Here is a 26,780-nt window from a genome sequence, read left to right as displayed (position 1 = left end):
ATGTATCCTTTAATTAATCGACGTTCAGCGCGTCATTGACCAGATCTTGTTGCTGCTTCTGGTGAACGGACATATACCCTACCGCCGGAGAGGCGGAGGCCGGGCGACCTGCGTAACGCAGGGCAGACCCAAATGGAATCACTTCACGGAAATGATGCTGGCTGCAGTACCATGCGCCCTGGTTAAGCGGCTCTTCCTGGCACCAGACAAAATCATGAACGTGAGCATATTGTTTCAGCACTTCCTGCATCGCCTGATGCGGGAATGGATAAAGCTGTTCGATACGCACGATGGCGACATCTTTCTGATTGTTCTTGCGGCGCTGTTCCAGCAGGTCGTAATAAACCTTACCAGAACACATTACGACACGCTTCACGGCTTTCGGATCCAGCTCGTCAATCTCGCCGATGGCTGGCATAAAGGTGCCGTTAGCCAGTTCATCCAGGCTGGATACTGCCAGCGGATGACGAAGCAGCGATTTCGGAGACATCACCACCAGCGGACGACGCATCCCGCGCAGCGCCTGACGACGCAGCATGTGGTAAACCTGAGCCGGGGTAGACGGCACGCACACCTGCATGTTCTGTTCAGCACAGAGTTGCAGATAACGTTCCAGACGCGCGGAGGAGTGCTCCGGCCCCTGTCCTTCATAACCGTGCGGCAGCAGCATCACCAGGCCACACATACGGCCCCACTTCTGCTCGCCGGAGGAGATAAACTGGTCGATAACCACCTGCGCACCGTTGGCGAAGTCACCGAACTGCGCTTCCCAGATGGTCAGGGTGCGTGGTTCTGCGGTGGCATAGCCATATTCAAATGCCAGCACCGCTTCTTCAGACAGTACCGAGTCCCAGACCTTGAACTGGCCCTGGCCGTTATGTACGTGCTGCAACGGGGTATAGGTAGAACCGTTGGTCTGGTTATGCACCACGGCATGACGGTGGAAGAAGGTGCCACGGCCCGCATCTTCACCGGACAGACGAACAGGGATACCCTCGTCAACCAGCGTTGCATAAGCCAGGTTTTCAGCGCCACCCCAGTCGAACAGCTTCTCACCTGCCGCCATAGACTGACGGTCGGAATAGATTTTCTGCACACGAGACTGCATCTCAATAGCTTCTGGCACAGTGCTGATACGTTTTGCCAGTTCTTGCAGACGCTTCATCTCAACCTTGTTCGGGTAGCTCTCATCCCACTCGTGGTTGAGGTATGGCGACCAGGTAAAGGAGTGCATGTTCATTGGGCGCAGCTCTTTCACTACGCATTCACCCGCATCCAGTGCGTCGCGGTAGAGGTTGACCATTTCGGTCGCATCTTCCAGCGAGGACAATTTTTCCGCTTCCAGCTTGTCAGCATAGATTTTGCGCGGCGTTGGGTGTTTTTTGATTTTCTGGTACATCAACGGCTGGGTTGCACTTGGCTCATCAGCTTCGTTGTGGCCATGACGGCGGTAACAGAACAGGTCGATGAACACATCGCGTTTGAACGTGTTACGGAAGTCCAGCGCCAGGCGGGTCACGAAAGCAACGGCTTCCGGGTCATCTGCGTTAACGTGGAAGATAGGTGCCTGTACCATTTTGCCGATGTCGGTGCAGTACGGGGTAGAACGCGCATCCAGTGGGTTAGACGTGGTGAAGCCCACCTGGTTGTTAATAACGATGCGAACCGTACCGCCCACTTCGTAACCACGCGCTTTGGACATGTTCAGGGTTTCCTGAACCACGCCCTGCCCGGTTACGGCTGCGTCACCGTGAATGGTGATTGGCAGAACTTTGTTGCTGCTTGGCTCGTCCAGACGATCCAGGCGTGCACGCACGGAACCGATAACCACCGGGCTGACGATCTCCAGGTGCGACGGGTTAAACGCCAGCGCCAGGTGAACCAGGCCACCCTGGGTTTCAATATCAGACGAGAAGCCCATGTGGTACTTCACGTCACCGGTACCGAGATGTTCTTTATGTTTGCCCGCGAATTCGTCGAACAGATCCTGCGGCTTTTTACCCAGCACGTTGATCAGTACGTTCAGACGACCACGGTGCGCCATGCCCAGTACCACTTCACGGGTACCGCTGTTGCCTGCGTGGCGAATCAGCTCTTTGAGCATTGGCACTAATGCATCGCCGCCTTCCAGCGAGAAGCGTTTTGCGCCCGGGAATTTCGCGCCCAGATAGCGCTCAAGGCCTTCTGCTGCGGTCAGTTCACTCAGGAAGCGTTTTTTCTCTTCAACAGAGAAGGTCGCATGGCCTGCCACAGATTCAATACGCTGCTGGATCCAGCGTTTTTCTTCTGTAGAGGTAATGTGCATGTATTCCGCGCCGATGGAGCCGCAATAGGTTTGCTTGAGCGCATCAATCAGTTCGCCCAGCTTCATCGTGTCTTTGCCGATAGCAAAAGAACCTACGTTATAGCTTTCCTGGAAATCAGCCTCGGTAAGATCGTGATATGCCGGATCAAGATCCGCTACACGGTCTTGCTGCCACAGTCCCAGCGGATCGAGATTCGCGTGCTGGTGACCACGGAAGCGGTAAGCGTTGATAAGTTGCAGAACTTTAACCTGCTTCGCATTGGTGTCAGGGTCGGAAATCGCAGAAGAGTAACGTGAGGCATCCTTCGCCAGACGGCGGAAATAATCACGTGTTTTGGAGTGGAATTGATCCGGTTTGACTCCCGTGCCAGGCAACTCCTGGAACATGGAACGCCAGTTTGCGTCCACTGAGTCAGGATCGGTTAAGAAGTCTTCATAGAGCTGTTCGATCCAGCTCTGGTTCGCACCAGAAAGGAAAGAAGAGTCCAGCCAGGCTTTCATTGCGCCGTTCTGCATCGTGATCCCTTAAGCATTTTTATGCTTACTTTCGCCGTAGAAACTACCACGCACACCACGTGTACGTGCCGGGGTTCACCTGCGAGCTCTTTTCATTTGGCCCGCGAAGGAACCTTTAGAAACTGTCTTAAGGGTTTCCCCTCACCCCGACCCTCTCCCACAGGGAGAGGGGGAAGGTCGTCGGCAGTTTTTAAAGATTTCCTGCAATCTATTCCCTCTCCCACAGGGAGAGGGTTAGGGTGAGGGGAACAGCGCTCCCCTCTCACTACTTATGCACTGCGCTGCAACAACATCGACTTAATATGGCCGATGGCGCGCGTTGGGTTCAGCCCCTTAGGACAAACACTGACGCAGTTCATGATGCTATGGCAGCGGAATACGCTGAAAGCGTCACTCAGTCCTTCCAGACGGCTATCGGTTTCGGTATCGCGGCTATCGATCAGGAAGCGATAGGCAGCCAGCAGACCCGCCGGGCCGATAAATTTGTCCGGGTTCCACCAGAACGATGGGCAAGACGTCGAACAACATGCACAGAGAATACACTCGTACAACCCATCGAGTTTTTCACGCTGCTCAGGAGACTGTAAGTGCTCACGAGCGGGTGGATTTTGCCCATTATTCAATAAGTAAGGCTTAATCTTCTCATATTGTGCATAGAATTGCCCCATGTCCACCACCAAATCACGCACAACCGGCAGGCCTGGCAGAGGACGGATAACAATTTTCTGACCCGGGCGCTGCAACGCAGAAATTGGTGTGATGCAGGCCAGACCATTTTTGCCGTTCATGTTCACGCCATCAGAGCCACACACCCCTTCACGGCACGAACGACGGAACGACAGTGTCGGATCTTTTTCTTTAAGCTGCATTAAGGCATCCAGCAGCATCATGTCGCGACCTTCTTCCGCTTCCAGGGTGTAATCCTGCATATGCGGAGCATCGTCTACATCCGGGTTATAACGATAAACTGAGAATTCGAGTTTCATTGTCCTGTCTCCGCATTAATAAGTACGAATCTTCGGCGGGAACGCCGGACGCAGTTTCGGTTCCATATTGACGCTACGACGCGTCATGGACTCCGACTCTGGCAGATACAGGGAATGGCACAGCCAGTTTTCGTCATCACGATCCGGGAAGTCGAAGCGGCTATGTGCACCACGGCTCTCGGTACGGAAGTTTGCCGACACCGCAGTGGCGTAAGCGGTTTCCATCAGGTTATCCAGCTCCAGACACTCAACGCGCTGGGTATTGAACTCGCTGGAGGTGTCGTCCAGACGGGCATTTTTCAGACGCTCGCGGATCGCTTTCAGCTGCTCAAGCCCTTTCGCCATCGCATCACCTTCACGGAATACCGAGAAGTTGTGCTGCATACATTCCTGAAGCGCTTTACGGATTTCAACCGGATCTTCACCGTTACGGTTACCGTTCCAGCGGTTCAGACGTTCGAGAGAGGCATCGATTTCAGCGTCGGTCGCGTCAAGCAGGTCGCCCTGTTCAGCAATCGACTCTTGCAGATGCAGACCCACCGCACGGCCAAATACCACCAGGTCGAGCAGTGAGTTACCGCCCAGACGGTTGGCACCGTGTACGGATACGCAGGCAATTTCACCTACCGCGAACAGGCCAGGGATAACCACATCTTCGCCCTGCTCGTTCACGGTCAGTGCCTGACCGGTAACTTTGGTCGGAATACCGCCCATCATGTAGTGACAGGTTGGGATAACCGGAATCGGTTCTTTTACCGGGTCAACGTGGGCGAAGGTACGGGACAGCTCCAGGATGCCCGGCAGACGGGATTCCAGAACTTCTTTACCCAGGTGATCCAGTTTCAGCTTGGCGTGAGGACCCCATGGGCCGTCACAGCCGCGGCCTTCACGGATTTCGATCATGATGGAACGTGCCACCACGTCACGACCCGCCAGGTCTTTCGCATTCGGGGCATAACGCTCCATGAAGCGCTCGCCGTGCTTGTTCAGCAGATAACCACCTTCACCACGGCAGCCTTCTGTCACCAGAACGCCCGCACCGGCGATACCGGTTGGGTGGAACTGCCACATTTCCATATCCTGCACCGGTACGCCAGCACGGATAGCCATGCCAACGCCGTCACCGGTGTTGATGTGGGCGTTAGTGGTGGACTGATAAATACGGCCTGCGCCGCCGGTCGCCAGCACGGTTGCGCGGGCTTTGAAGTACACCACTTCACCGGTTTCGATACACAGCGCGGTACAACCGACAACTGCGCCATCGGCGTTTTTCACCAGATCCAGCGCGTACCACTCGGAGAAGATAGTGGTGTGGTTTTTCAGGTTCTGCTGATACAGAGTGTGCAGCAGTGCGTGACCAGTACGGTCAGCCGCCGCCGCAGTACGTGCCGCCTGCTCACCGCCGAAGTTTTTCGACTGGCCGCCAAACGGACGCTGATAGATGGTGCCATTTTCCAGACGGGAGAACGGCAGCCCCATATGATCCAGTTCCAGAATCGCTTCCGGGCCGGTCTTACACATATATTCGATGGCATCCTGGTCACCGATGTAATCGGAACCTTTTACCGTATCGTACATGTGCCATTCCCAGTTATCTTCATGGGTATTACCGAGCGCAACGGTGATACCACCCTGCGCAGATACAGTATGGGAACGGGTCGGGAAGACTTTAGAGAGCAGCGCACAGGTCTGGCCGCTCTGGGAAATTTGCAGCGCTGCGCGCATACCTGCGCCACCAGCACCAATCACAACAGCATCAAATTCTCTGACTGGCAGTTTCATTACACACCCCACACCACAACGAATCCATAAATGACGTAAACCACCAGAGCAACGACGATAGCCAGTTGCAGAGGAAGGCGAATAGCCAGTGGTTTAACGTAATCGGTCAACACCTGCCACATGCCAATCCAGGCATGAATAAGGATGGAGAACAGGGCCAGCAGGGTGAACACTTTGGTGAAGGCAGATCCGAAGAACCCGCTCCAGATTTCCCACGTCAGCGTGCCGCTGGTCGCGAAGAAACCAATCATATAGATGATGTAAAGAGTGAGAACGATGGCGGTAGCACGAACCAGAATGAAGTCATGTACGCCGTTGCGTCCTAATGCGGAGGCGTTGCTTACCATACGAGAACTCCTGCGAGAAGTGAAAGCACGACAGTAATCACAAACGAAATGTTAGCGGAGCGTTTCCCGGCTTCGAAGGTTTCTTCCAGATAGCCAAAGTCCATCAGCAGATGGCGAACGCCCACTACAACGTGGTATGCCAGCGCAGTCAGAATGCCCCACATGATAAATTTCACGAAGAAGCTGTTCATAATGGCAGAGGCCTGAAGGAATCCTTCAGGAGATGAGAGGCTGGTTCCCAGCAACCACAGCAGAATACCGACCGCCACAAACGTAATCACACCAGAAACACGGTGCAAAATGGACGCTATTGCTGTTACAGGGAATCGGATCGTTTTGAGATCCAGATTGACAGGTCTTTGTTTTTTCACATTTCTTATCATGAATAACGCCCACATGCTGTTCTTATTGTTTCCTTCCTCCGGACTGCGATGCGGGTCAAGCAGCGTTCCTTTTCTATAACTGCGCGTCATGCAAAACATTGCTTCCAAATGCTAAAACGACACGTTACAACGCTGGGTGGCTCGGGATTGCAGGGTGTTCCGGAGACCTGGCGGCAGTATAGGCCGTTCACAAAATCATTACAATTAACCTACATACAGTTTGTCGGGTTTTCTCTGGAACAGTGATCAGGGTCACGATAACAACATCTTTTTAAATTTTAATCATCTGATTTGACAAATGTTAAACAATATTGTTACAAACGTCATCAGAAAAGGCATATAATGCGCAAAAGTTATGAGGTCTCTCTTTCACCTGACAAATAGTTATGTAACAGTGTGATGGTATTGACCGAAGTTATCAGGACAGTTATTAGTGATATACAGGTTTGAATAATTCGGACTGCAAAAACGCTGATTTGCTGTGTTTTCACTGATATTTCATCCGTTTACCTGCAAGGCGCCATAGCTCTGTACCCTGGTTTCTCCTCGTGAGCTGAGCGGTAAGCCAAATAACAATCTGGTAACGGTGATTAACAGCTGAATGCAAATCCGGTGAACAGCAGTCTTAAGCATAAGGCGCTAAGGAGACCGTAAATGGCTGATACAAAGGCAAAACTCACCCTGGGTGGTGACAATGCTATTGAACTGGATGTGCTAAAAGGCACGCTCGGTCAGGATGTTATTGATATCCGTACGCTGGGTTCTAAAGGTGTTTTCACCTTCGACCCTGGATTTACCTCTACCGCATCTTGCGAATCCAAAATCACCTTCATTGACGGTGACGAAGGTATCCTGCTTCACCGCGGTTTCCCCATCGATCAGTTAGCCACCGAATCCAACTATCTGGAAGTGTGCTACATCCTGCTGAACGGCGAAAAACCGACGCAGGCTCAATACGATGAATTCAAAACCACCGTTACCCGCCACACCATGATCCATGAGCAGATCACCCGTCTGTTCCATGCGTTCCGTCGTGACTCTCACCCGATGGCGGTGATGTGCGGTATTACCGGTGCGCTGGCGGCGTTCTACCACGATTCCCTGGACGTGAATAACCCACGTCACCGTGATATCGCGGCGTTCCGTCTGCTGTCCAAAATGCCAACCATGGCAGCGATGTGTTACAAATATTCTATCGGTCAGCCGTTCGTTTACCCGCGCAACGACCTCTCTTATGCCGGTAACTTCCTGCGTATGATGTTCTCCACACCGTGCGAAGAGTACGAAGTGAACCCAGTGCTGGAACGTGCCATGGACCGTATTCTGATCCTGCACGCAGACCACGAGCAGAACGCCTCTACTTCAACCGTGCGTACCGCTGGCTCTTCAGGCGCGAATCCGTTCGCCTGTATCGCTGCGGGCATTGCCTCCCTGTGGGGACCAGCACACGGCGGCGCGAACGAAGCAGCACTGAAGATGCTGGAAGAGATCAGCTCCGTTGAACACATTCCTGAATTCGTGCGTCGCGCGAAGGACAAGAATGACTCCTTCCGCCTGATGGGCTTCGGTCACCGTGTTTACAAAAACTATGACCCACGCGCAACCGTGATGCGTGAAACCTGTCACGAAGTGCTGAAAGAGCTGGGCACCAAAGATGATCTGCTGGAAGTGGCGATGGAGCTGGAACACATCGCGCTGAACGACCCGTACTTCATCGAGAAGAAACTCTACCCGAACGTAGACTTCTACTCTGGTATCATCCTGAAAGCGATGGGTATTCCGTCTTCCATGTTCACCGTGATCTTCGCCATGGCACGTACCGTGGGCTGGATTGCGCACTGGAACGAAATGCACAGCGAAGGCATGAAAATCGCCCGTCCTCGCCAGCTGTATACCGGCTACGAGCAGCGTGATTTTAAGTCTGATATTAAGCGCTAATGTGAATAGGGTGCGGCCTGATGCCCTCACCCTAACCCTCTCCCACGTGGAGAGGGAACAAACATTAAAAACGGTAACCTCTGGGTTACCGTTTTGCTTTTTTACATCTGGCACCCAGGACACCAGTAAAACGGTCTTGAAGAGAGCGTTGTCTTCTCAATCACCCCGCCACACCGCTCGCAGGGTTCACCATCGCGATGAAACACCTTAAAGCGGAACAGCGCCCCGTGGTGCTTGTTGTCATCCACCACGCCACGCGTGTTGTAAGACAGGCGCGGAATATCCAGCAGCGCATGGGATAACGCATCGAGTTGTGCATCATTCAGCTGCGACGCTTTATGTTGTGCTGCCAACCCTACCGCCCACAGAATTTCTACGCGAAGGTAATTGCCTAAACCTGCCAGAAACGCCTGATCGAGCAACAGCCCCGAAAACTGCCGGTTGCGGAAGGTGGGCGATAACAACCGGGCTTTAACATCGCGCGCCGTCAGCCGCGTATCCAGCACATCCGGCCCGACACGCTGCAGGAATGGGTGAGTGAGCAGTTGCTCCGGCGTTAACATTTCGATATCCGAGGCGCTATACAGCAGGATGGTTTTATCGGCCGTTTGTAATTTAACGCGCAACACGCGGGTGGTTTGCAATGACTCACCCGTATTAACCACCCGCCAGACACCGTAAAGCTGGTTATGGCTATATAACGTCAGGTTATGGGAAAAGTGCGTCAGCAGTGCTTTGCCCCGCGTTTCGATATGGGTCACCGTTTGCCCCAGCAGCTGTGCTTCAAACGGCTTAAGTTGAGGGAAAGCAAACCAGACATTCGTCAGGGGTTTGCCTTTTATCGCCGCCTCCAGGCTATCCGCCGCGCGGCGGATCTCCGGGCCTTCTGGCATCTTTCAGTCCTTATTGTAAAATTCAGGCGCGAACGAGGATCCCCTGTTCGGCAAAAGCCGCCCGCAGCCGACGCGCAAACAGCAGCGCGTGCTCGCCATCACCGTGTAAGCACACCGTTTCAGCTTGTACGTTTGCCTGAGTACCATTAATCGTTCTCACCCGCCCGGTGCGCACCATATCCAGTGTTTGTACCAGCGCCTGCGCGTCATCAGTGATAAGCGCTCCTGGTTGACCGCGTGGAACCAGGCTACCGTCCTGCTGATACCCTCTGTCGGCAAACACTTCCTGACGAGTGACCAGCCCCAGGCGCTGACCGGCGCGAATAAGTTCACTCCCCGCCAGCCCGACCAGGATCAGCTGCGGATTGTGATCCCACACGGCACGGGCAATGGCGTCCGCCAGAGCAGGATCCTGTGCGGCCATGTTGTAAAGCATCCCGTGCGGCTTCACGTGGCGCATTACGCCGTGCTGGGCGCGGACAATCGCGTCCAGCGCTCCGGTCTGGTACAGCGTCTGGGCGTAAACAGTCTCAGGCGGTAAAACCATTGCCGTGCGGCCAAAGTTTTCCCTGTCGGGGAAGCTAGGATGAGCACCTATCGCTACGCCATTTTTAATTGCACTACGCACGCTCGCCAGCATGGTTTGCGCATCGCCCGCATGGTATCCGCAGGCGATATTGACCGAAGAGACCAGCGTCATCAGTTCGGCATCTGCGCTGCCGCCCTCGCCCAGATCGGCGTTTAAATCAATCTTTACCATCGAGTCGCCACGCCAGTTGTTCCAGATATCGCTGCTGATCGTGACGCGCTTTCAGCGCCTCTTCCAGCGAGCATTGAACGAAATGGATCGGCTGCCCAAGCGGTATTTGCGCCAGATGGTAGCGATCGGCATCGATAATACAGGCAATACGCGGGTAACCACCTGTTGTCTGCGCATCATTCATCAGCACAATTGGTTGACCGTTTCCCGGCACCTGGATGACGCCAGGCAACAAACCGTGGGACAGCAATTCACGCTCTGTCGTACGGGTCAGCGGCTGCCCCTGCAAACGATAACCCATACGGTTACTTTGTGGGCTAAGGTGCCACGGAGAACGCCAGAATGACTCCTGAGAAACCTCGTCAAATTCCTGATATTCCGGTCCTGGCAAGGCGCGGATCAGGTTACCCCAGAGCAGTTGTTTCACCCCCTGGGTTGTGGTGAAGTGGCGAGATGATGGCTTAATGGCAAGACGATCGCCGTCGCGAAGCAGGCGCCCTTCATGCCCGCCGATGCCCGCTTTGGCATCGGTACTGGACGAGCCCATCACTTCCGGCACATCGATACCCCCGGCAACCGCAAGGTAGCTGCGTACGCCGTGTAACGGGCGTTTGAGCACCAATCGCTGGCCCGCTTTCGCCCGCAGCCGCCAGCCCGTCCACACCGCTTTGCCATCAAGCGTTGCATCGCAACCTGCACCGGTCAGGGCAAACCAGGTTTCCTGGCTAAATTCCAATACACACTGACCAAGAGTGATTTCCAGTGCCGCCGTATTGCCAGGGTTGCCCACCAGCAGGTTGGCAATTTCAAGTGCCGGCCGGTCGAGCGCGCCACAATAGCTGACGCCCGACTGGCGCAGGCCAAACCGGCCAGCATCCTGAACCGAGGAATAAAGTCCTGCGCGAATAAGCGTTAACATATCCCCTCCTTCTGCGGGACAAAGCGCAGGGTATCCCCAGGGCGAAGGAGTATTGGCGCATCCTTCCCGGGTTCAAATAACGGTGCAGAGGTGTGTCCGATCAGTTGCCAGCCACCGGGTGAGGCAAGCGGGTAGATGCCGGTTTGCTCCCCTCCGATAGCCACGGTTCCCGCCGGGACGCTCAGGCGCGGTTCAGCCCGACGCGGCGTATGCAGCTCGGGTGATAAACCGCCCAGATAGGGGAAGCCAGGCTGGAATCCTAAAAACCAGACCACGTAGTTCACCGAGGCGTGCAGTTCGACAACCTGTTTTTCTGTTAACCCACAGTGCTGCGCCACAACAGATAAATCCGGGCCACCCTTACCGCCATAAACGACCGGGATCTCAATCGACCGGGATTCTGGCTCCAGCGCATCACTCTCTTCCCACCAGCACTGCAAACGCTCAATGGCGTCCAGCGCCAGAGTATGCGGATTACGTAGCACAACGGTGATGTTGTTCATACCCGGAATGGCTTCCACCACTTCCGGTACATCCGCCAGGCGCTGCGTCAGCCGCCAGATACGCTTTTGCGTGGCAAGTGTCACCGGAGGCTCAAGCTCCAGAACCACTGCCGTTTCACCCAGAAGATAACAACGCGCTCGCTGCACTTAAACACCTCTCATCAGGCAGGATTAGGGATATCCACAAACGTCACTTCCAGATCGGTATTTTCCGTCAGCCACTCGCTGAGTGCGCGAATGCCGCCGCGCTCTGTTGCGTGATGCCCGGCCGCGTAAAAATGCAGCCCTTGTTCACGTGCGGAGTGAACGGTTTGTTCAGAGACTTCTCCGGTGATGAATGCATCCACACCGAAACGCGCCGCGCTGTCGATAAAGCCCTGACCGCCGCCCGTGCACCAGGCAATGCGTTTAACCGTATCTGGCCCGGTATCACCGCACCATAGCGGGCGGCGGCCAAGCCGGGCTTCAATCCAGGAAGCCAGCTCCAGCCCTGGGACCGGCATGGCCAGCTCACCCCACGGCACCAGAGGCTCAACTTCACCCATGACGGTAATGCCCAACAGCTGCGCCAGCTGTACGTTGTTACCCAGCTCGGGATGGGCATCCAGCGGCAGGTGATAACCATACAGGTTGATGTCATTGGCCAGCAGCGTTTTCAGCCGGTTGCGCTTCATGCCACGAATAATCGGGGATTCATTTTTCCAGAAATAGCCATGATGAACGATGATTGCATCCGCTTCCTGACGCACGGCCTCATCCAGCAGCGCCTGGCTTGCCGTCACACCGGTGATAATTTTCTGCACCGTTTCGCGCCCTTCAACCTGCAGACCGTTTGGCCCGTAGTCGCTGAAAGTGGCGGTGTTGAGTTTTTCGTTAATCAGGCTTTCCAGTTCAGTGTTTTTCATCATCACTCTCTTAAGCTTTGCGAGCGGCTTCGTACGCCGCCAGCGTGGCGACTCGCGCCTGTTTATGGTCAACTACGGGACGGGGATAATCGAGCCTTATGCCCTGTTTATCCGCCCATGCCCACGGGTCGTGGATCGCTTTAGCGGGAACGTCCTTAAGCGCGGGCAACCAGTGGCGGATAAACTCACCGTCAGCATCAAATTTTTGCCCCTGCGTTGTAGGGTTAAAAATCCTGAAATAGGGAGCTGCATCGGTTCCGGTGGACGCTGCCCACTGCCATCCGCCGTTGTTCGCGGCCAGATCGCCATCAATAAGCTGAGAAATAAAATACCGCTCCCCGGCGCGCCAGTCGATAAGCAGATCTTTCACCAGGAAGCTGGCGGTAATCATCCGCAGACGGTTATGCATCCATCCCGTTTCATTGAGCTGGCGCATGGCAGCATCGACAATCGGGTAACCCGTTGCCCCCTTCTGCCAGGCCTGAAGGCGCTCATCGTTGTGCTGCCATTTGACGTTATCCGTCCAGCGGATGAATGGCCGATGTTTGCATAAAGCAGGATGATACGTCATCAGATGGCGGTAAAACTCGCGCCAGATAAGTTCGTTGAGCCACACTGAACCTGGCCCACCGTCAAGCGTACGCGGCTGTTCCGCCAGCAGGCGATGCAAACACTGACGCGGTGACAGCACGCCCAGGGCTAAACAGGCTGACAGACGACTGGTGCCTTCAATGGCGGGGAAATCCCGACGCGCTTCGTAATCTGCCGCGCCCTGTTTACAGAAGTGGCGCAGTTGCGCGATAGCCTCTTTTTCCGATGCCGGAAAATGGGCGTCGTTAAACGCTGCCTGCGGGTAGTTAAATGCGAGTTCAGGCAAATCTGTTAAGGCTTCACCTCTGATGGCCGGCGCAGCAACGCACTCGGGTAATCCCTCTTTTAGACGCTTGATAAACGCATTTTTGAACGGCGTAAAGACTTTATACATCTCATGATTGCCGGTCATCACGCTGCCGGGGGGCAGCATCACGCTGTCATCAAATCCCTGGCATACAACCTCTTCTGCGATGTTTTCCAGCTGACGATCCCGCTGCTGCTCGTTGAACTCGTACTGATAGTTGTAAAAAAGGTGCGTAACGTCGTGCTGCTGACAGATTTCCATTACCGCGGCTTGCTGCGCAGCAAAGTCACTCACCTCTTTATAAATCAGCGGAATGCCTTTTTCGGCAAGCGCATGTTGCAGATGATTCAGATGCGAGCGAAGGTATGCCGCTTGTCGGGGTGCCACATCATGCTGTTGCCACTGACCGGGGGTAGCGATAAACAGCGCCAGCACGCGTGCGTGCTTATCGCGGCAGGCCGCCGCGAGGGCGAGATTGTCATGTACGCGTAAATCGGCGCGAAACCAAACCAGATGGGTGGGCATAAAACTCCAGGCAAATATCCATTATGTCCGTAAGGGCACGCCACCAAAGGAAAAAGCGGCGGCCTTTTACGGTACTTTGCCATGAAGTGTAGACGTGATGAAATAAAAAAGGCCGCCCGAGGCGGCCTTAACGCTACTTGTCCTGCGCTATCGTGGTCAATGCAACAAACCTGGTCGGCTCATCACGCTTAACAACGAGTACGCTAGCGACAATGAACGCAATGCATATATAGCGTTTCATTATGCGGTCCCTGCTGCTAACCGCTCCACCGTTCACCACCGGTGATAAGTCGGTGGACACAAGCCCGGGTAGGTGGGTTGCTTTACGGCTGTAAAAACACCTTTCCCTGGACCGATGCCCATGTGCGAGATGGTGGAAAGGGACGCTGCATCATAAATAACATCACCAGCAAAGGTAAATTATTCGAATAAAATTAGGATTTTATAAAGGTTTAGAGGGATTGCCATCTGTTTACAGTAGGGTATGATGAAAATCCCGGGTAGGGGCTGCAAGACCACCCAACGGAACCGCGAATCCAGAGGGATAAAAAAACCGCCACATTGCTGTTGGCGGTTTTTTTGTTGCTGTGTGTAATCTTAGTATTAGTAGAAATCGCAGGTCGCTTTTTCGGCCTGATCCATCCACACCGGCTTTTCGCTGGTTTTCGCCCAGACGCGGTGCAGATAGCTATAAAAACGTGCGCGGTCTTTCCAGAAAAGCATGACCGGCAGTGCCAGCACGCCAGCCACTACGGCGAAAGCGCGTCGCATGAAAACGATATGAGCCGGATACTCTTTATACAGATCCATATTTTCTCCCCTATAGTTGGCCGGAAACATCATCCGGAAAATTCAAAATCTGTGACCTGGCTAAAATAATATCGCTTTGTTTGTAATTTTACTACTCATCCGACCACTTATTTTCATCCATTTAGTGAATATTTACACTCTCGCCGTAACTAAGTTACAAAAAAGTTAACGATTTACTTACCAACAGTTAAATTGTGGATTTCCATTTTTATACTTTTTTTACATCCCCCCTCCTGATTTTTGCGAAATCTTTGCGCTGTAAATCCTATCTTTAGAACAAATATAAATGTCACCCGGAGGTGGGTTGTGAGTGCAGGTCTGATTGCCGGCATCGTGCTGGTGTTCCTGTTATTGGGTTATCTGGTTTATGCCCTGATTAATGCGGAGGCATTCTGATGGCTGCTCAGGCGTTTTTGCTTATTGCCAGCTTTTTACTGGTGCTGTTCCTGCTTGCAAGACCACTGGGAACCCTGCTTGCGAGGATGATAAACAACGTGGCGCTGCCCGTTGCTGGCAGCGTTGAAAAAGGACTCTGGCGCGTACTGGGAATACGCGACCAGGAGATGAACTGGTGCCAGTATCTGATGGCTATCCTGCTGCTCAACATTGTCGGCCTGGTTGCGCTGTTCGCGATGTTGATGCTTCAGGGCATTTTACCGCTGAACCCGCAGCAGTTGCCGGGCCTGTCCTGGCATCTGGCGTTGAACACGGCGGTCAGCTTCGTCAGCAATACCAACTGGCAGTCCTATGCCGGTGAAACCACCCTGAGCTACTTCAGCCAGATGGCTGGCTTAACAGTGCAGAACTTCCTCTCTGCGGCCAGCGGCATTGCGGTGATCTTCGCCCTGACGCGAGCATTTGCGCGTCAGAATGTCGGTACGTTGGGTAACGCCTGGGTCGATCTGACACGTATCATCCTGTGGGTGCTGCTTCCAATTGCCCTCATTATTGCCCTGTTCTTTATTCAGCAAGGCACGCTGCAAAACCTGCTTCCCTACACAAGCTATACCTCGCTTGAAGGGGCAAAACAGCTTTTGCCAATGGGGCCGGTTGCCTCGCAAGAGGCCATAAAAATGCTCGGCACCAACGGGGGCGGGTTCTTCAATGCTAACTCGTCTCATCCGTTTGAAAACCCAACGGCGCTGACGAACTGCGTACAAATGCTGGCGATCTTCCTGATCCCTGCCGCGCTGTGCTTTGCGTTTGGCGATGTGGTTAACGATCGCCGCCAGGGCCGCACCCTGCTCTGGGCGATGTCCCTTATCTTCGTGATTTGCGCAGCGTTGGTGATGTGGGCCGAATGGAATGGCAACAGCCACTTCATGCAGCTGGGTGCCAGCAGCAATATCAATATGGAAGGAAAAGAGAGTCGCTTTGGCATTCTGGCGAGCAGCCTTTACGCGGTTGTCACCACAGCGGCCTCGTGTGGTGCGGTCAACGCGATGCACGACTCCTTTACGGCACTGGGCGGCATGATCCCACTGTGGCTGATGCAAATCGGTGAAGTGGTGTTTGGCGGCGTAGGCTCCGGGCTGTACGGCATGTTGCTGTTTGTTCTGCTGGCGGTGTTTATCGCCGGGTTGATGATTGGTCGCACCCCGGAATACCTGGGTAAAAAAATCGACGTGCGTGAAATGAAGCTCACTGCACTGGCTATCCTGGTCACTCCGGCACTTGTGCTGCTGGGCACTGCGCTGGCGTTGATGACCGAAGCGGGACGCAGCGGCATCTTCAACCCGGGCATTCACGGGTTTAGTGAAGTGCTTTATGCCGTCTCGTCTGCCGCCAACAACAACGGCAGCGCCTTTGCAGGCCTGAGCGCTAACTCCCCGTTCTGGAACTGTCTGCTGGCGTTTTGCATGTTTGTCGGCCGTTTTGGCGTCATCGTCCCCGTGCTGGCCATTGCCGGTTCGCTGGTGAGTAAAAAAATCCAACCGACCACCAGCGGTACGTTACCAACCCACGGCGCGCTATTCACTGGACTGCTGATTGGCACCGTGTTGCTGGTCGGTGCCCTGACCTTTATCCCCGCCCTCGCGTTAGGCCCGGTCGCGGAATATCTCTCTTTACGCTGATTTTGCGGAGAATTTGTCATGAGTCGTAAACAACTGGCCCTGCTTGAACCGTCTTTAGTTCGCCAGGCGCTAATGGATGCGGTGAAAAAATTAAGCCCGCGCGTTCAGTGGCATAACCCGGTGATGTTTATCGTCTGGGTTGGCAGCCTGCTCACCACGGCACTGGCAGTGGCGATGGGAACTGGTCATCTGGTGGGAAATGCGCTGTTTACCGGGGCTATCAGCCTCTGGCTGTGGTTCACCGTGTTGTTCGCCAACTTTGCCGAAGCCCTGGCGGAAGGCCGCAGTAAAGCGCAGGCCAACAGCCTGAAAGGGGTAAAAAAGACCGCGTTTGCCCGCAAATTGCGCGAGCCAAAACATGGCGCGCAGATGGATCACGTCCCGGCGGATGAGCTGCGTAAAGGGGATGTGGTGCTGGTTGAAGCCGGGGACATCATCCCCTGCGATGGCGAAGTCATTGAAGGCGGGGCATCGGTAGACGAAAGCGCCATTACCGGGGAATCCGCCCCGGTTATCCGTGAATCCGGCGGCGACTTTGCCTCCGTCACTGGCGGCACGCGTATTCTCTCTGACTGGCTGGTTATCCAGTGCAGCGTTAACCCGGGTGAAACTTTCCTGGACCGGATGATCGCCATGGTCGAGGGCGCACAGCGTCGTAAAACGCCAAACGAAATCGCCCTGACCATTCTGCTGGTTGCACTGACCATTGTCTTCCTGCTGGCAACCGCCACCCTGTGGCCGTTTTCTGCTTACGGTGGTACCGCGGTCAGTATTACTGTGCTGGTTGCCCTGCTGGTCTGTCTGATCCCGACCACCATCGGCGGGCTGCTTTCAGCTATTGGTGTGGCCGGTATGAGCCGGATGCTGGGCGCGAACGTTATTGCCACCAGCGGACGTGCCGTTGAGGCCGCCGGTGATGTGGACGTTCTGCTGCTGGATAAAACCGGGACAATCACCCTCGGTAACCGTCAGGCGTCGGAATTCTTGCCCGCACCTGGCGTAAATGAAAAAACGCTGGCTGACGCCGCGCAGCTTTCGTCGCTGGCCGATGAAACACCGGAAGGCCGCAGTATCGTTATTCTGGCTAAGCAGCGTTTTAACCTGCGTCAGCGCGATGTGCAGAGTCTGCATGCCACCTTTGTGCCGTTCACCGCCCAAACCCGTATGAGCGGGATTAACATCCAGGACCGGATGATCCGCAAAGGCTCCGTCGACGCCATTCGTCGCCATATCGAAGCTAACAACGGCCATTTCCCGCCAGAAGTGGACAAACTGGTAGACAGCGTTGCCCGTCAGGGAGCCACTCCACTGGTGGTGTCTGAGGGGTCGCATGTGCTGGGCGTTATTGCGCTGAAAGATATTGTCAAAGGCGGCATCAAAGAGCGTTTTGCCCAGCTACGCAAGATGGGGATCAAAACGGTGATGATCACCGGGGATAACCGTCTTACCGCCGCCGCGATCGCCGCAGAAGCAGGCGTGGATGATTTTCTGTCAGAAGCCACACCGGAAGCCAAACTGGCGCTGATCCGCCAGTATCAGGCTGAAGGTCGCCTGGTGGCGATGACGGGTGATGGCACTAACGATGCGCCAGCGCTGGCGCAGGCCGATGTTGCGGTTGCGATGAACTCCGGGACGCAGGCGGCGAAAGAGGCGGGCAACATGGTCGACCTCGATTCTAACCCGACCAAACTGATTGAGGTGGTTCACATCGGTAAACAGATGCTGATGACCCGTGGTTCGCTTACCACCTTCAGTATTGCCAACGATGTGGCGAAGTATTTTGCCATTATCCCGGCGGCGTTTGCGGCAACCTATCCGCAGTTGAATGCGCTGAACGTCATGCATCTGCACTCCCCGGCGTCGGCCATTCTCAGCGCGGTGATTTTTAACGCCCTGATCATCGTCTTCCTGATCCCGCTGGCGCTGAAAGGCGTGAGCTACAAGCCGCTGACTGCAGCCGCCATGCTACGCCGTAATCTGTGGATTTACGGGCTGGGTGGGCTGGTCGTTCCTTTCGTTGGCATCAAGGTTATCGACATGCTGTTGACCCTGTTCGGGCTGGTTTAAAAGGTGAATCAAATGACAATGTTACGCCCCGCTATACTTCTGTTTATTCTGTTATCGCTGATTACCGGCGGGCTATACCCGCTGGTGACCACCGCGCTGGGCCAGTGGTGGTTTACCGATCAGGCGAACGGCTCGCTGATTATGCAGGATGGAGAAACCCGTGGTTCGCGCCTTATTGGCCAGAACTTTACGGATGCCCGCTACTTCCAGGGCCGCCCTTCCGCCACGGCTGAAAGCCCGTATAATCCGATGGCCTCCGGTGGCAGTAATCTGGCCGGCAGCAACCCGGAGCTTGACCATGCGATTGCAGAACGCGTTGCCGCACTGCGTGCAGCTAATCCGCAGGCCAGCCGCGAGGTGCCTGTCGAGCTGGTGACCGCCTCCGCCAGCGGGCTGGATTACAGCCTGACGCCGGCATCGGTCGCATGGCAAATTCCGCGTGTGGCTACCGCCCGCCAGCTGACCACCGAACAGGTCAGCCAGCTGGTTGCTGAGCATACGCAGAAACCGCTGGTCAGTTTCATCGGGATGCCAGTCGTGAACATTGTTGAGCTGAATCTGGCGCTGGACGCGCTAAGGAAAAACTAAATGACCGACGAGCCCATTCGCCCGGACCCGGACAGGCTGCTCGAACAGACTGCTGAAGCCCATCGCGGCAAACTGAAAATCTTTTTCGGCGCCTGTGCGGGCGTCGGGAAAACCTTTGCCATGCTCACTGAAGCACAGCGGTTACGGGCGCAAGGGCTCGACATTCTTATCGGCGTCGTTGAAACACACGGGCGCAAAGAGACAGCGTCGCTGCTAGCCGGGCTTGCCGCGCAACCGCCCCGCCGTATCAGCCACCGCGGGCGGCTGGTCACTGAGTTCGATCTGGACGCCGCCCTCGCCCGCCGTCCGGCGCTTATCCTGATGGACGAACTGGCGCACAGCAATGCGCCAGGCTCACGCCACCCTAAACGCTGGCAGGATGTCGAAGAGCTTCTGGAAGCGGGCATCGACGTTTTTACGACCGTGAACGTCCAGCATCTGGAGAGCCTGAACGACGTAGTCAGCGGTGTCACCGGTATTCAGGTGCGGGAGACTGTGCCGGATCCGTTCTTCGACTCCGCCGATGAAGTCGTGCTGGTTGACCTTCCCCCCGACGATCTGCGCCAGCGTCTGCACGAAGGTAAAGTGTATATCGCAGGCCAGGCCGAACGCGCCATTGAGCATTTCTTTCGCAAGGGCAACCTGATTGCCCTTCGCGAGCTGGCCCTGCGCCGCACGGCCGACCGCGTTGACGATCAGATGCGCGCCTGGCGTGATCTGCAAGGACAAGAGCGCGTCTGGCACACGCGGGATGCCATTCTGCTGTGCATTGATCACGGCAGTGGCAACGAAAAGCTTATCCGTACTGCCGCCCGGCTGGCGGCAAAATTTGGCAGCGTCTGGCACGCGGTGTATGTCGAAACCCCTCGTCTTCATGCGCTGCCGGAAAACCAGCGCCGGGCGATCCTTGGCTCGCTCCGGCTTGCCCAGGAGCTTGGCGCTGAAACCGCCACCCTCTCCGACCCGGTGGAAGACAAAGCCATTCTGCGCTACGCGCGAGAACACAATCTCGGCAAAATCGTTATTGGTCGCCGTCAGCATCGACGCTGGTTTAGCCGCGAATCTTTTGCCGATAAGCTGGCCCGACGAGCACCCGATCTGGATCTGGTGATTGTGGCACTCGATGACAAGCCCTCTCCCCTGCCAGGCCGCCTGCCGGATGCCCGGGCATTTAGTGATAAATGGCGTATTCAGATCCGCGGCTGCCTTGTTGCCGTTGTACTTTGCACCCTGATAACCCTCATTGCCAGCCAGTGGCTGATCGCCTTTGACGCCGCTAATCTGGTGATGATTTACCTGTTGGGCGTGGTTGTGGTGGCGCTTTTCTACGGTCGCTGGCCTTCGGTCCTGGCAACGGTTATCAACGTGGTGAGCTTCGATCTGTTCTTTATCGCCCCACGTGGCACGCTGGCAGTTTCGGATGTGCAGTACATCCTGACGTTTGGCGTGATGCTTACCGTGGGGCTGGTTATCGGGAATCTGACCGCGGGTGTTCGCTATCAGGCGCGGATTGCCCGCTATCGCGAACAGCGCACTCGCCATCTGTACGAGATGTCCAAATCCCTGGCAGTGGGCCGCACGCCTCTGGATATCGTCCAGACCAGCGAGCAGTTTATTCGCTCCACGTTTCACGCCAGTAACCTGATTTTGTTACCAAACGAGCATGGTGTGTTGCGCCCGCTGACGTCAGCCACCGGGATGACACCCTGGGATGAAGCCATTGCTCGCTGGAGTTTTGATAAAGGTTTGCCCGCCGGCGCCGGGACCGATACGTTGCCAGGCGTGCCTTACCAGATCCTGCCGTTGCGCAGTGCCGACAAAAATCATGGGCTGGTGATTGTCGAACCTACCAACCTGCGCCAACTGATGATCCCCGAGCAGCAACGCCTGCTGGAGACATTTACCCTGCTGGTTGCCAGTGCGCTTGAACGTCTGGCGCTCACCAGCAGCGAAGAACAGGCAAGGCTTGCCAGCGAGCGCGAGAGCATTCGTAACTCCCTGCTTGCAGCGCTTTCACACGACCTGCGTACCCCGCTCACCGTGCTGTTTGGTCAGTCAGAGATCCTGACGCTTGACCTGGCGGCGGAAGGCTCCAGCCACGCCTTGCAGGCCAGCGAAATACGCCAGCATGTACTCAATACCACCCGTCTGGTGAATAATTTGCTGGATATGGCACGTATTCAGTCCGGCGGTTTTAACCTCAAAAAAGAGTGGCTGACGCTCGAGGAAGTGGTTGGCAGCGCCTTAAAAATGCTCGAGCCCGGAATGGGCGGTCGGCATATTGAGCTGAACCTGCCAGAACCGCTGACGCTCATCCACGTTGACGGGCCGCTGTTCGAACGGGTGCTGATCAACCTGCTGGAAAATGCCGCCAAATATGCGGGGCAGAAAGCCCGTATTGGCATTAACGCAACGGTAGAAGCACACACCTTGCAGCTCGAGGTCTGGGATACCGGTCCTGGCATCCCTGCCGGGCAGGAGCACGCCATTTTTGAGAAGTTCGCGCGCGGAAATAAGGAGTCTGCCATTCCGGGGGTCGGGCTTGGGCTGGCTATCTGCCAGGCCATTATCGATGTGCACGGGGGAACCATTTCAGCGGCGAACCGCCTGGAAGGTGGCGCGCATTTCTGTGTTACACTTCCTCTTGATCCCCCGCCAGAACTTGATGAATTGCCAGAGGATTTGTGATTAACGTCCTGATTGTTGAAGATGAACTCGCGATTAGCCGTTTTCTGCGCGCCGCGCTGGAAGGAGACGGCCTGCGCGTTCATGACGCGGGGACGCTCCAGCGCGGCCTGATCGAGGCCGCAACCCGCAAGCCGGACCTGGTCATTCTCGATCTGGGGCTGCCGGATGGCGATGGCATCGATTTCATCCGCGAAGTGCGCCAGTGGAGTCAGATGCCCATTCTGGTGCTCTCGGCCCGTACCGAAGAGACAGATAAAATTGCGGCACTCGATGCCGGTGCTGACGACTATCTGATCAAGCCCTTTGGGATTGGCGAGCTTCAGGCCCGGCTACGCGTGGCGCTGCGCCGACACAGTGCCACAACGCCTTCAGAGCCGGTGTACACCTTTTCCGACATTCAGGTCGATTTAGCTTCGCGGCGCATCCAGCGCGGTGAAGAGGAGATCCACCTCACCCCGATTGAATTTCGTCTGCTCGCCGTTTTGCTCAACAACCATGGTAAGGTCCTCACCCAGCGTCAGCTGTTAAATCAGGTCTGGGGACCAAACGCTGTTGAGCATAGTCACTATTTACGCATATATATGGGACACCTTCGCCAGAAACTCGAAGTCGACCCCGCGCGTCCTCGTCATTTATTAACTGAAACCGGTATCGGTTATCGGTTCATGATTTGAATAGTTATTCATTTCGATTTTAATTAAAATAAATAACACCCTATGTATATATTAGAAAATAGCAAAGCCGTTATTTACGGCTTATTTTTCGCCAATCAAAACAATATAAAAACAGAATGTTAACATTAATCATACAAAACAGCATTTTGATCTGCGATATTCAATAAAATAGAATATTTATTTCTGATCTGATCGATTATTGTTGATCTCCTTCACGGTTTGTCGCCCTTTCCTGGATAGAATGACCATGCTTTCAATTACTGAAAGGAAAACACACATGGAAAACAACAATCGTTTAATGCCCCACATACGGCGGACAACTCATATTATGATGTTTGCCCACCGTAACTGCTTCGACTTTCATCTCTTTAATGCCCGGTAGTCCTTCGACTTCTGGCGCATCTGCTTACAGGTTATTCTAAAAAACCTTATTTTACAGGCGACTGCCTGTGAACACGTGCGCTCATTTCTCTTGATCCAGGCTCTTTCGTAGCCGGACGGACTGGATTTAATTCTGTAAAAAGCAATTAACTGATTTTTTATCAGAGGTCAGGTTTTGCTTTTTATTCCGGTAAATTATCGATTTTTTTCTTGTAAAGAATCGAAGGCCTCCTATTGCCTAAAATAAAGAGATAAAGATGAAAAGTTTAAAAATTGCTGCCAGCCGTTCATGCCCTGATTGCTTTACCACCACTCGCGAAATGGTGGATGTGAGTGCTTCTGATTATATTGATGTTGCTGCCGTTGTTTTGGCCATCAACGATATTTCAAGTGGTGCGATAGAAGAAATAGAAGCAACAGGATTTGGTATTCCCGTCTTTATTGCCACACATAAAGAAGAAATTGTTCCGGCAGAATATTTGTCCCGCATTCAGGGGGTTTTTGAATGCTCTGACACCAGCAATGATTTCTATGGCCGCCAGCTTGAAGCTGCCGCGCAGAAGTACGAAACCCAACTGCGCCCGCCGTTCTTCCGTGCCCTCGTAGATTACGTCAAACAGGGTAACAGCGCGTTTGACTGCCCGGGGCATCAGGGGGGGCAGTTCTTCCGCCGTCATCCTGCCGGTAACCAGTTTGTGGATTTCTTTGGCGAAACGCTGTTCCGTTCGGATCTGTGTAACGCGGATGTGGCCATGGGCGATCTGCTGATCCACGAAGGCGCCCCTTGTATTGCCCAGCAACATGCGGCAAAAGTGTTTAATGCCGATAAGACCTATTTTGTGCTGAACGGTACGTCATCATCAAACAAAGTGGTTTTAAACGCCCTGCTGACGCCTGGCGACCTGGTGTTGTTCGATCGAAATAACCATAAATCCAACCATCACGGGGCGCTGTTACAGGCTGGTGCGACGCCGGTTTATCTGGAAACAGCACGAAACCCATACGGTTTTATTGGCGGGATTGACGCGCACTGCTTCGAAGAAAGCTATCTTCGCGAGCTGGTCGCAGAAGTTGCCCCGGGTCGCGCCCGTGACGAACGCCCGTTCCGACTGGCGGTTATCCAGCTTGGTACTTACGATGGCACCATTTATAACGCCCGTCAGGTGGTGGACAACATTGGCCACCTGTGTGATTACATCCTGTTTGACTCTGCGTGGGTGGGCTACGAGCAATTTATTCCAATGATGGCCGACTGCTCGCCGCTGCTACTGGAGCTAAACGAGAACGATCCGGGCATTCTGGTGACCCAGTCCGTGCATAAACAGCAGGCTGGTTTCTCGCAAACCTCACAGATCCACAAGAAAGACAGCCACATCAAAGGCCAGCAGCGCTATGTGCCGCATAAGCGTCTCAACAACGCCTTTATGATGCACGCCTCCACCAGCCCGTTTTATCCGCTGTTTGCGGCGCTCGATATCAACGCCCGGATGCATGAAGGCCAGAGCGGTCGCAACATGTGGATGGATTGCGTGGTCACAGGTATCGAAGCGCGCAAACTTATTCTGCAAAACTGCCAGTTCCTTCGCCCGTTCGTGCCGGAAACCGTAGATGGTCGCCCGTGGGAAAGCTGGGATACAGCAGAAATTGCCACTGACCTGCGCTTCTTCCACTTCGTCCCTGGCGAGAACTGGCACGCCTTTGAAGGTTATGCCGAGCATCAGTACTTTATCGACCCGTGCAAATTGCTGCTGACCACACCGGGCATCAACGCCCGTACCGGTGAGTACGAGGATTTCGGCGTCCCGGCGACCATTCTCGCGAACTTCCTGCGCGAAAACGGTATTGTCCCGGAAAAATGCGACCTGAACTCCATCCTGTTCCTGCTGACCCCGGCAGAGGATATGGGCAAGTTGCAGCAGCTTGTGGCTCAGCTGGTGCGCTTCGAAAAACTGCTCCAGACCGATGCACCGTTAAAAGAGGTGCTGCCATCGATTTGTAAGCAATACCCGGAACGCTACGCCGACTATTCCCTGCGTCAGATTTGCCAGGAAATGCACGACCTGTATGCGCGTAATAACGTGAAACAGCTGCAAAAAGAGATGTTCCGTAAGTCTCATTTCCCACGCGTGGTGATGTCACCCCAGGACGCCAACTATGCCTACCTGCGCGGGGAGGTGGAGCTGGTGTCTCTGCGCGATGCCGAAGGCCGTATTGCCGCCGAAGGCGCTCTCCCTTACCCACCAGGCGTGCTGTGCGTTGTGCCAGGTGAAGTCTGGGGCGGTTCAGTGCTGCGCTACTTTGCCGCGCTGGAAGAAGGTATCAACCTGTTGCCAGGCTTTGCGCCAGAGCTCCAGGGCGTGTACGTGGAAGAGTGTGACGGCCGCAAACACGTTCGCTGTAACGTCATCAAGCAACCTGCCGCTCAGCCGTCGTTGCTGAAAGGAGAAAAATTATGAGTAAGTCTAACAAGATGGGTGTGGTGCAGCTGACCATCCTCACCATGGTAAACATGATGGGGTCAGGAATTATCATGCTGCCCACCAAGCTCGCAGAAGTCGGTACGATCTCGATTATCTCCTGGCTGGTGACTGCCGTTGGCTCAATGGCGCTGGCGTGGGCCTTTGCCAAGTGCGGGATGTTCAGCCGTAAATCAGGTGGCATGGGTGGCTATGCGGAGTATGCCTTCGGTAAGTCGGGCAACTTTATGGCCAACTATACCTACGGTGTGTCGTTGCTGATTGCCAACGTGGCGATTGCTATTTCGGCTGTCGGTTACGGTACGGAGCTGTTTGGTGCCACGCTCAGTCCGGTACAAATCGGTATCGCCACCATTTGTGTATTGTGGATCTGTACCATTGCGAACTTCGGTGGTGCGCGCATCACCGGGCAGATCAGCAGTATCACCGTCTGGGGGGTGATCATCCCGGTGGTGGGATTGTGCATCATCGGCTGGTTCTGGTTTAGCCCTACGCTGTATGCCAACTCCTGGAACCCGCACAATGTACCGTTCTTTACTGCGGTGGGGTCATCTATCGCCATGACGCTGTGGGCATTCCTCGGTCTGGAATCCGCCTGTGCGAATGCCGAAGTTGTGGAAAACCCGGAAAAGAACGTCCCGATTGCTGTACTGGGCGGTACGCTGGGTGCTGCCGTTATCTACATCGTTTCAACTAACGTGATTGCCGGGATTGTGCCTAACATGGATCTCGCCAACTCCACCGCGCCGTTCGGGCTGGCCTTCGCGCAGATGTTTACCCCAACCGTCGGGAAAGTGATCATGGGTCTGATGGTGATGTCCTGCTGCGGCTCACTGCTCGGCTGGCAGTTCACCATTGCGCAGGTGTTTAAGTCATCCGCAGACGAAGGTTATTTCCCGAAAATCTTCTCGCGTGTGACGAAAGCAGATGCGCCGGTGCAGGGTATGTTAGCGATTGTTATCTTCCAGAGTGGTTTGTCGCTGATGACCATCAGCCCGTCGCTGAACAGCCAGTTCAACGTGCTGGTAAACCTGGCAGTGGTGACGAATATCATTCCGTACATCCTGTCGATGGCGGCCCTGGTGATTATTCAGAAGGTGGCAAAAGTCGATCCGGGCAAAGCCAGAGTGGCCAACATCGTGGCGCTGATTGGGGCAATTTACAGCTTCTATGCGCTCTATTCGTCCGGCCAGGAAGCGATGCTCTACGGCGCGATGGTGACCTTTATGGGCTGGACGCTGTACGGTTTAGTGTCACCGCGATTTGAATTGAAGAACAAACACAGTTAAAAAAATAGCCCGGTGGCGCTAGCGCTTACCGGGCCTACGTTCGTTGTTGTAGGCCGGGCAAACGCAGTGCC

At 54.7% G+C, this 26,780-nt stretch carries 22 protein-coding genes; 10 read left to right on the top strand and 12 right to left on the bottom strand.

Translation table 11 applies throughout. The features are described from left to right. Positions 1–13 precede the first annotated feature (13 nt). The 5 genes from sucA to sdhC form a co-directional block, all read right to left on the bottom strand. Positions 14–2,821: a 2-oxoglutarate dehydrogenase E1 component gene (sucA, locus tag HV107_RS17050; protein ID WP_182060057.1), complete on the bottom strand. Its 2,808-nt coding sequence runs from the start codon at positions 2,819–2,821 to the stop codon at positions 14–16. Between the two features lie 269 nt (positions 2,822–3,090). Further along, on the bottom strand, positions 3,091–3,807 hold the full coding sequence (sdhB, locus tag HV107_RS17045; protein WP_182060056.1) for a succinate dehydrogenase iron-sulfur subunit SdhB: 717 nt from the start codon (positions 3,805–3,807) through the stop codon (positions 3,091–3,093). Between the two features lie 15 nt (positions 3,808–3,822). Continuing rightward, positions 3,823–5,589: a succinate dehydrogenase flavoprotein subunit gene (gene sdhA / locus HV107_RS17040; RefSeq protein WP_014069375.1), complete on the bottom strand. Its 1,767-nt coding sequence runs from the start codon at positions 5,587–5,589 to the stop codon at positions 3,823–3,825. Further along, a complete protein-coding gene (gene sdhD, locus HV107_RS17035; RefSeq protein ID WP_008501088.1) occupies positions 5,589–5,936 on the bottom strand; it encodes a succinate dehydrogenase membrane anchor subunit in 348 nt (115 codons plus the stop codon). The genes sdhA and sdhD overlap by 1 nt, the downstream gene beginning before the upstream one ends. Then, positions 5,930–6,334 (bottom strand): succinate dehydrogenase cytochrome b556 subunit, encoded by a 405-nt coding sequence (gene sdhC / locus HV107_RS17030; RefSeq protein ID WP_182060055.1) that lies wholly within the window; start codon positions 6,332–6,334, stop codon positions 5,930–5,932. Before sdhC ends, sdhD begins: the two co-directional genes overlap by 7 nt. A gap of 639 nt (positions 6,335–6,973) precedes the next feature. On the opposite strand from sdhC, the gene HV107_RS17025 reads away from it, so the two are divergent. Then, positions 6,974–8,257, top strand: a complete 1,284-nt coding sequence (locus tag HV107_RS17025) for a citrate synthase (RefSeq protein WP_182060054.1) — start codon at positions 6,974–6,976, stop codon at positions 8,255–8,257. Between the two features lie 101 nt (positions 8,258–8,358). Here the strand turns inward: HV107_RS17025 and nei are convergent, their stop codons facing one another. The 7 genes from nei to HV107_RS16990 all read right to left on the bottom strand — a co-directional run bounded on the left by nei (position 8,359) and on the right by HV107_RS16990 (position 14,470). Further along, entirely contained in the window at positions 8,359–9,150 is a 792-nt protein-coding gene (gene nei / locus HV107_RS17020) for an endonuclease VIII (protein WP_182060053.1), read from the bottom strand. A 22-nt stretch (positions 9,151–9,172) separates the two neighbouring features. Continuing rightward, complete coding sequence (gene pxpA, locus HV107_RS17015; protein WP_182060052.1) at positions 9,173–9,910, bottom strand: 5-oxoprolinase subunit PxpA; 738 nt, start codon at positions 9,908–9,910, stop codon at positions 9,173–9,175. Next, on the bottom strand, positions 9,897–10,829 hold the full coding sequence (gene pxpC, locus HV107_RS17010) for a 5-oxoprolinase subunit PxpC (RefSeq protein ID WP_182060051.1): 933 nt from the start codon (positions 10,827–10,829) through the stop codon (positions 9,897–9,899). Before pxpC ends, pxpA begins: the two co-directional genes overlap by 14 nt. After that, the gene (gene pxpB, locus HV107_RS17005) at positions 10,823–11,479 is read right to left on the bottom strand and encodes a 5-oxoprolinase subunit PxpB (protein WP_182060050.1); all 657 of its coding nucleotides are present in this window, start codon (positions 11,477–11,479) and stop codon (positions 10,823–10,825) included. Before pxpB ends, pxpC begins: the two co-directional genes overlap by 7 nt. 14 nt (positions 11,480–11,493) lie before the next feature. Then, positions 11,494–12,237 (bottom strand): type 2 GTP cyclohydrolase I, encoded by a 744-nt coding sequence (locus HV107_RS17000; RefSeq protein WP_182060049.1) that lies wholly within the window; start codon positions 12,235–12,237, stop codon positions 11,494–11,496. 10 nt (positions 12,238–12,247) lie between these two features. Beyond that, positions 12,248–13,660, bottom strand: coding sequence for a deoxyribodipyrimidine photo-lyase (gene phrB / locus HV107_RS16995; RefSeq protein WP_182060048.1), 1,413 nt, complete (start codon positions 13,658–13,660; stop codon positions 12,248–12,250). A 603-nt stretch (positions 13,661–14,263) separates the two neighbouring features. Further along, a complete protein-coding gene (locus tag HV107_RS16990) occupies positions 14,264–14,470 on the bottom strand; it encodes a YbfA family protein (RefSeq protein WP_013097552.1) in 207 nt (68 codons plus the stop codon). A gap of 306 nt (positions 14,471–14,776) precedes the next feature. Here HV107_RS16990 and kdpF point away from each other — a divergent pair, with 306 nt between their 5' ends. From kdpF to potE, 9 genes are all read left to right on the top strand, one after another. Then, positions 14,777–14,866: a K(+)-transporting ATPase subunit F gene (gene kdpF, locus HV107_RS16985; protein ID WP_014069365.1), complete on the top strand. Its 90-nt coding sequence runs from the start codon at positions 14,777–14,779 to the stop codon at positions 14,864–14,866. Next, positions 14,866–16,545 carry a potassium-transporting ATPase subunit KdpA gene (gene kdpA, locus HV107_RS16980; RefSeq protein WP_182060047.1) on the top strand — a complete coding sequence of 560 codons (1,680 nt, stop codon included), beginning with the start codon at positions 14,866–14,868 and terminating at the stop codon, positions 16,543–16,545. Before kdpF ends, kdpA begins: the two co-directional genes overlap by 1 nt. Before the next feature lie 18 nt (positions 16,546–16,563). Next, the gene (gene kdpB / locus HV107_RS16975) at positions 16,564–18,612 is read left to right on the top strand and encodes a potassium-transporting ATPase subunit KdpB (protein ID WP_182060046.1); all 2,049 of its coding nucleotides are present in this window, start codon (positions 16,564–16,566) and stop codon (positions 18,610–18,612) included. Positions 18,613–18,624: 12 nt separating this feature from the next. Beyond that, positions 18,625–19,200 (top strand): potassium-transporting ATPase subunit KdpC, encoded by a 576-nt coding sequence (kdpC, locus tag HV107_RS16970; protein ID WP_182060045.1) that lies wholly within the window; start codon positions 18,625–18,627, stop codon positions 19,198–19,200. Beyond that, complete coding sequence (gene kdpD, locus HV107_RS16965) at positions 19,201–21,888, top strand: two-component system sensor histidine kinase KdpD (RefSeq protein WP_182060044.1); 2,688 nt, start codon at positions 19,201–19,203, stop codon at positions 21,886–21,888. Further along, positions 21,885–22,562, top strand: coding sequence for a two-component system response regulator KdpE (gene kdpE, locus HV107_RS16960; protein WP_014069360.1), 678 nt, complete (start codon positions 21,885–21,887; stop codon positions 22,560–22,562). The genes kdpD and kdpE overlap by 4 nt, the downstream gene beginning before the upstream one ends. Positions 22,563–22,839: 277 nt before the next feature. Then, the gene (gene speFL / locus HV107_RS16955) at positions 22,840–22,944 is read left to right on the top strand and encodes a leader peptide SpeFL (protein WP_003858645.1); all 105 of its coding nucleotides are present in this window, start codon (positions 22,840–22,842) and stop codon (positions 22,942–22,944) included. A 256-nt stretch (positions 22,945–23,200) separates the two neighbouring features. Continuing rightward, positions 23,201–25,399 (top strand): ornithine decarboxylase SpeF, encoded by a 2,199-nt coding sequence (gene speF, locus HV107_RS16950; protein ID WP_182060043.1) that lies wholly within the window; start codon positions 23,201–23,203, stop codon positions 25,397–25,399. After that, positions 25,396–26,709, top strand: coding sequence for a putrescine-ornithine antiporter (gene potE, locus HV107_RS16945; protein ID WP_014069358.1), 1,314 nt, complete (start codon positions 25,396–25,398; stop codon positions 26,707–26,709). The genes speF and potE overlap by 4 nt, the downstream gene beginning before the upstream one ends. Positions 26,710–26,780: the final 71 nt, after the last annotated feature.

Origin of the sequence: Enterobacter sp. RHBSTW-00175, assembly GCF_013927005.1 — a bacterium.
Classification (GTDB): domain Bacteria; phylum Pseudomonadota; class Gammaproteobacteria; order Enterobacterales; family Enterobacteriaceae; genus Enterobacter.
Note: the sequence above shows the minus strand (reverse complement) of the source record. Positions and strands in the feature narration are given on the sequence as shown.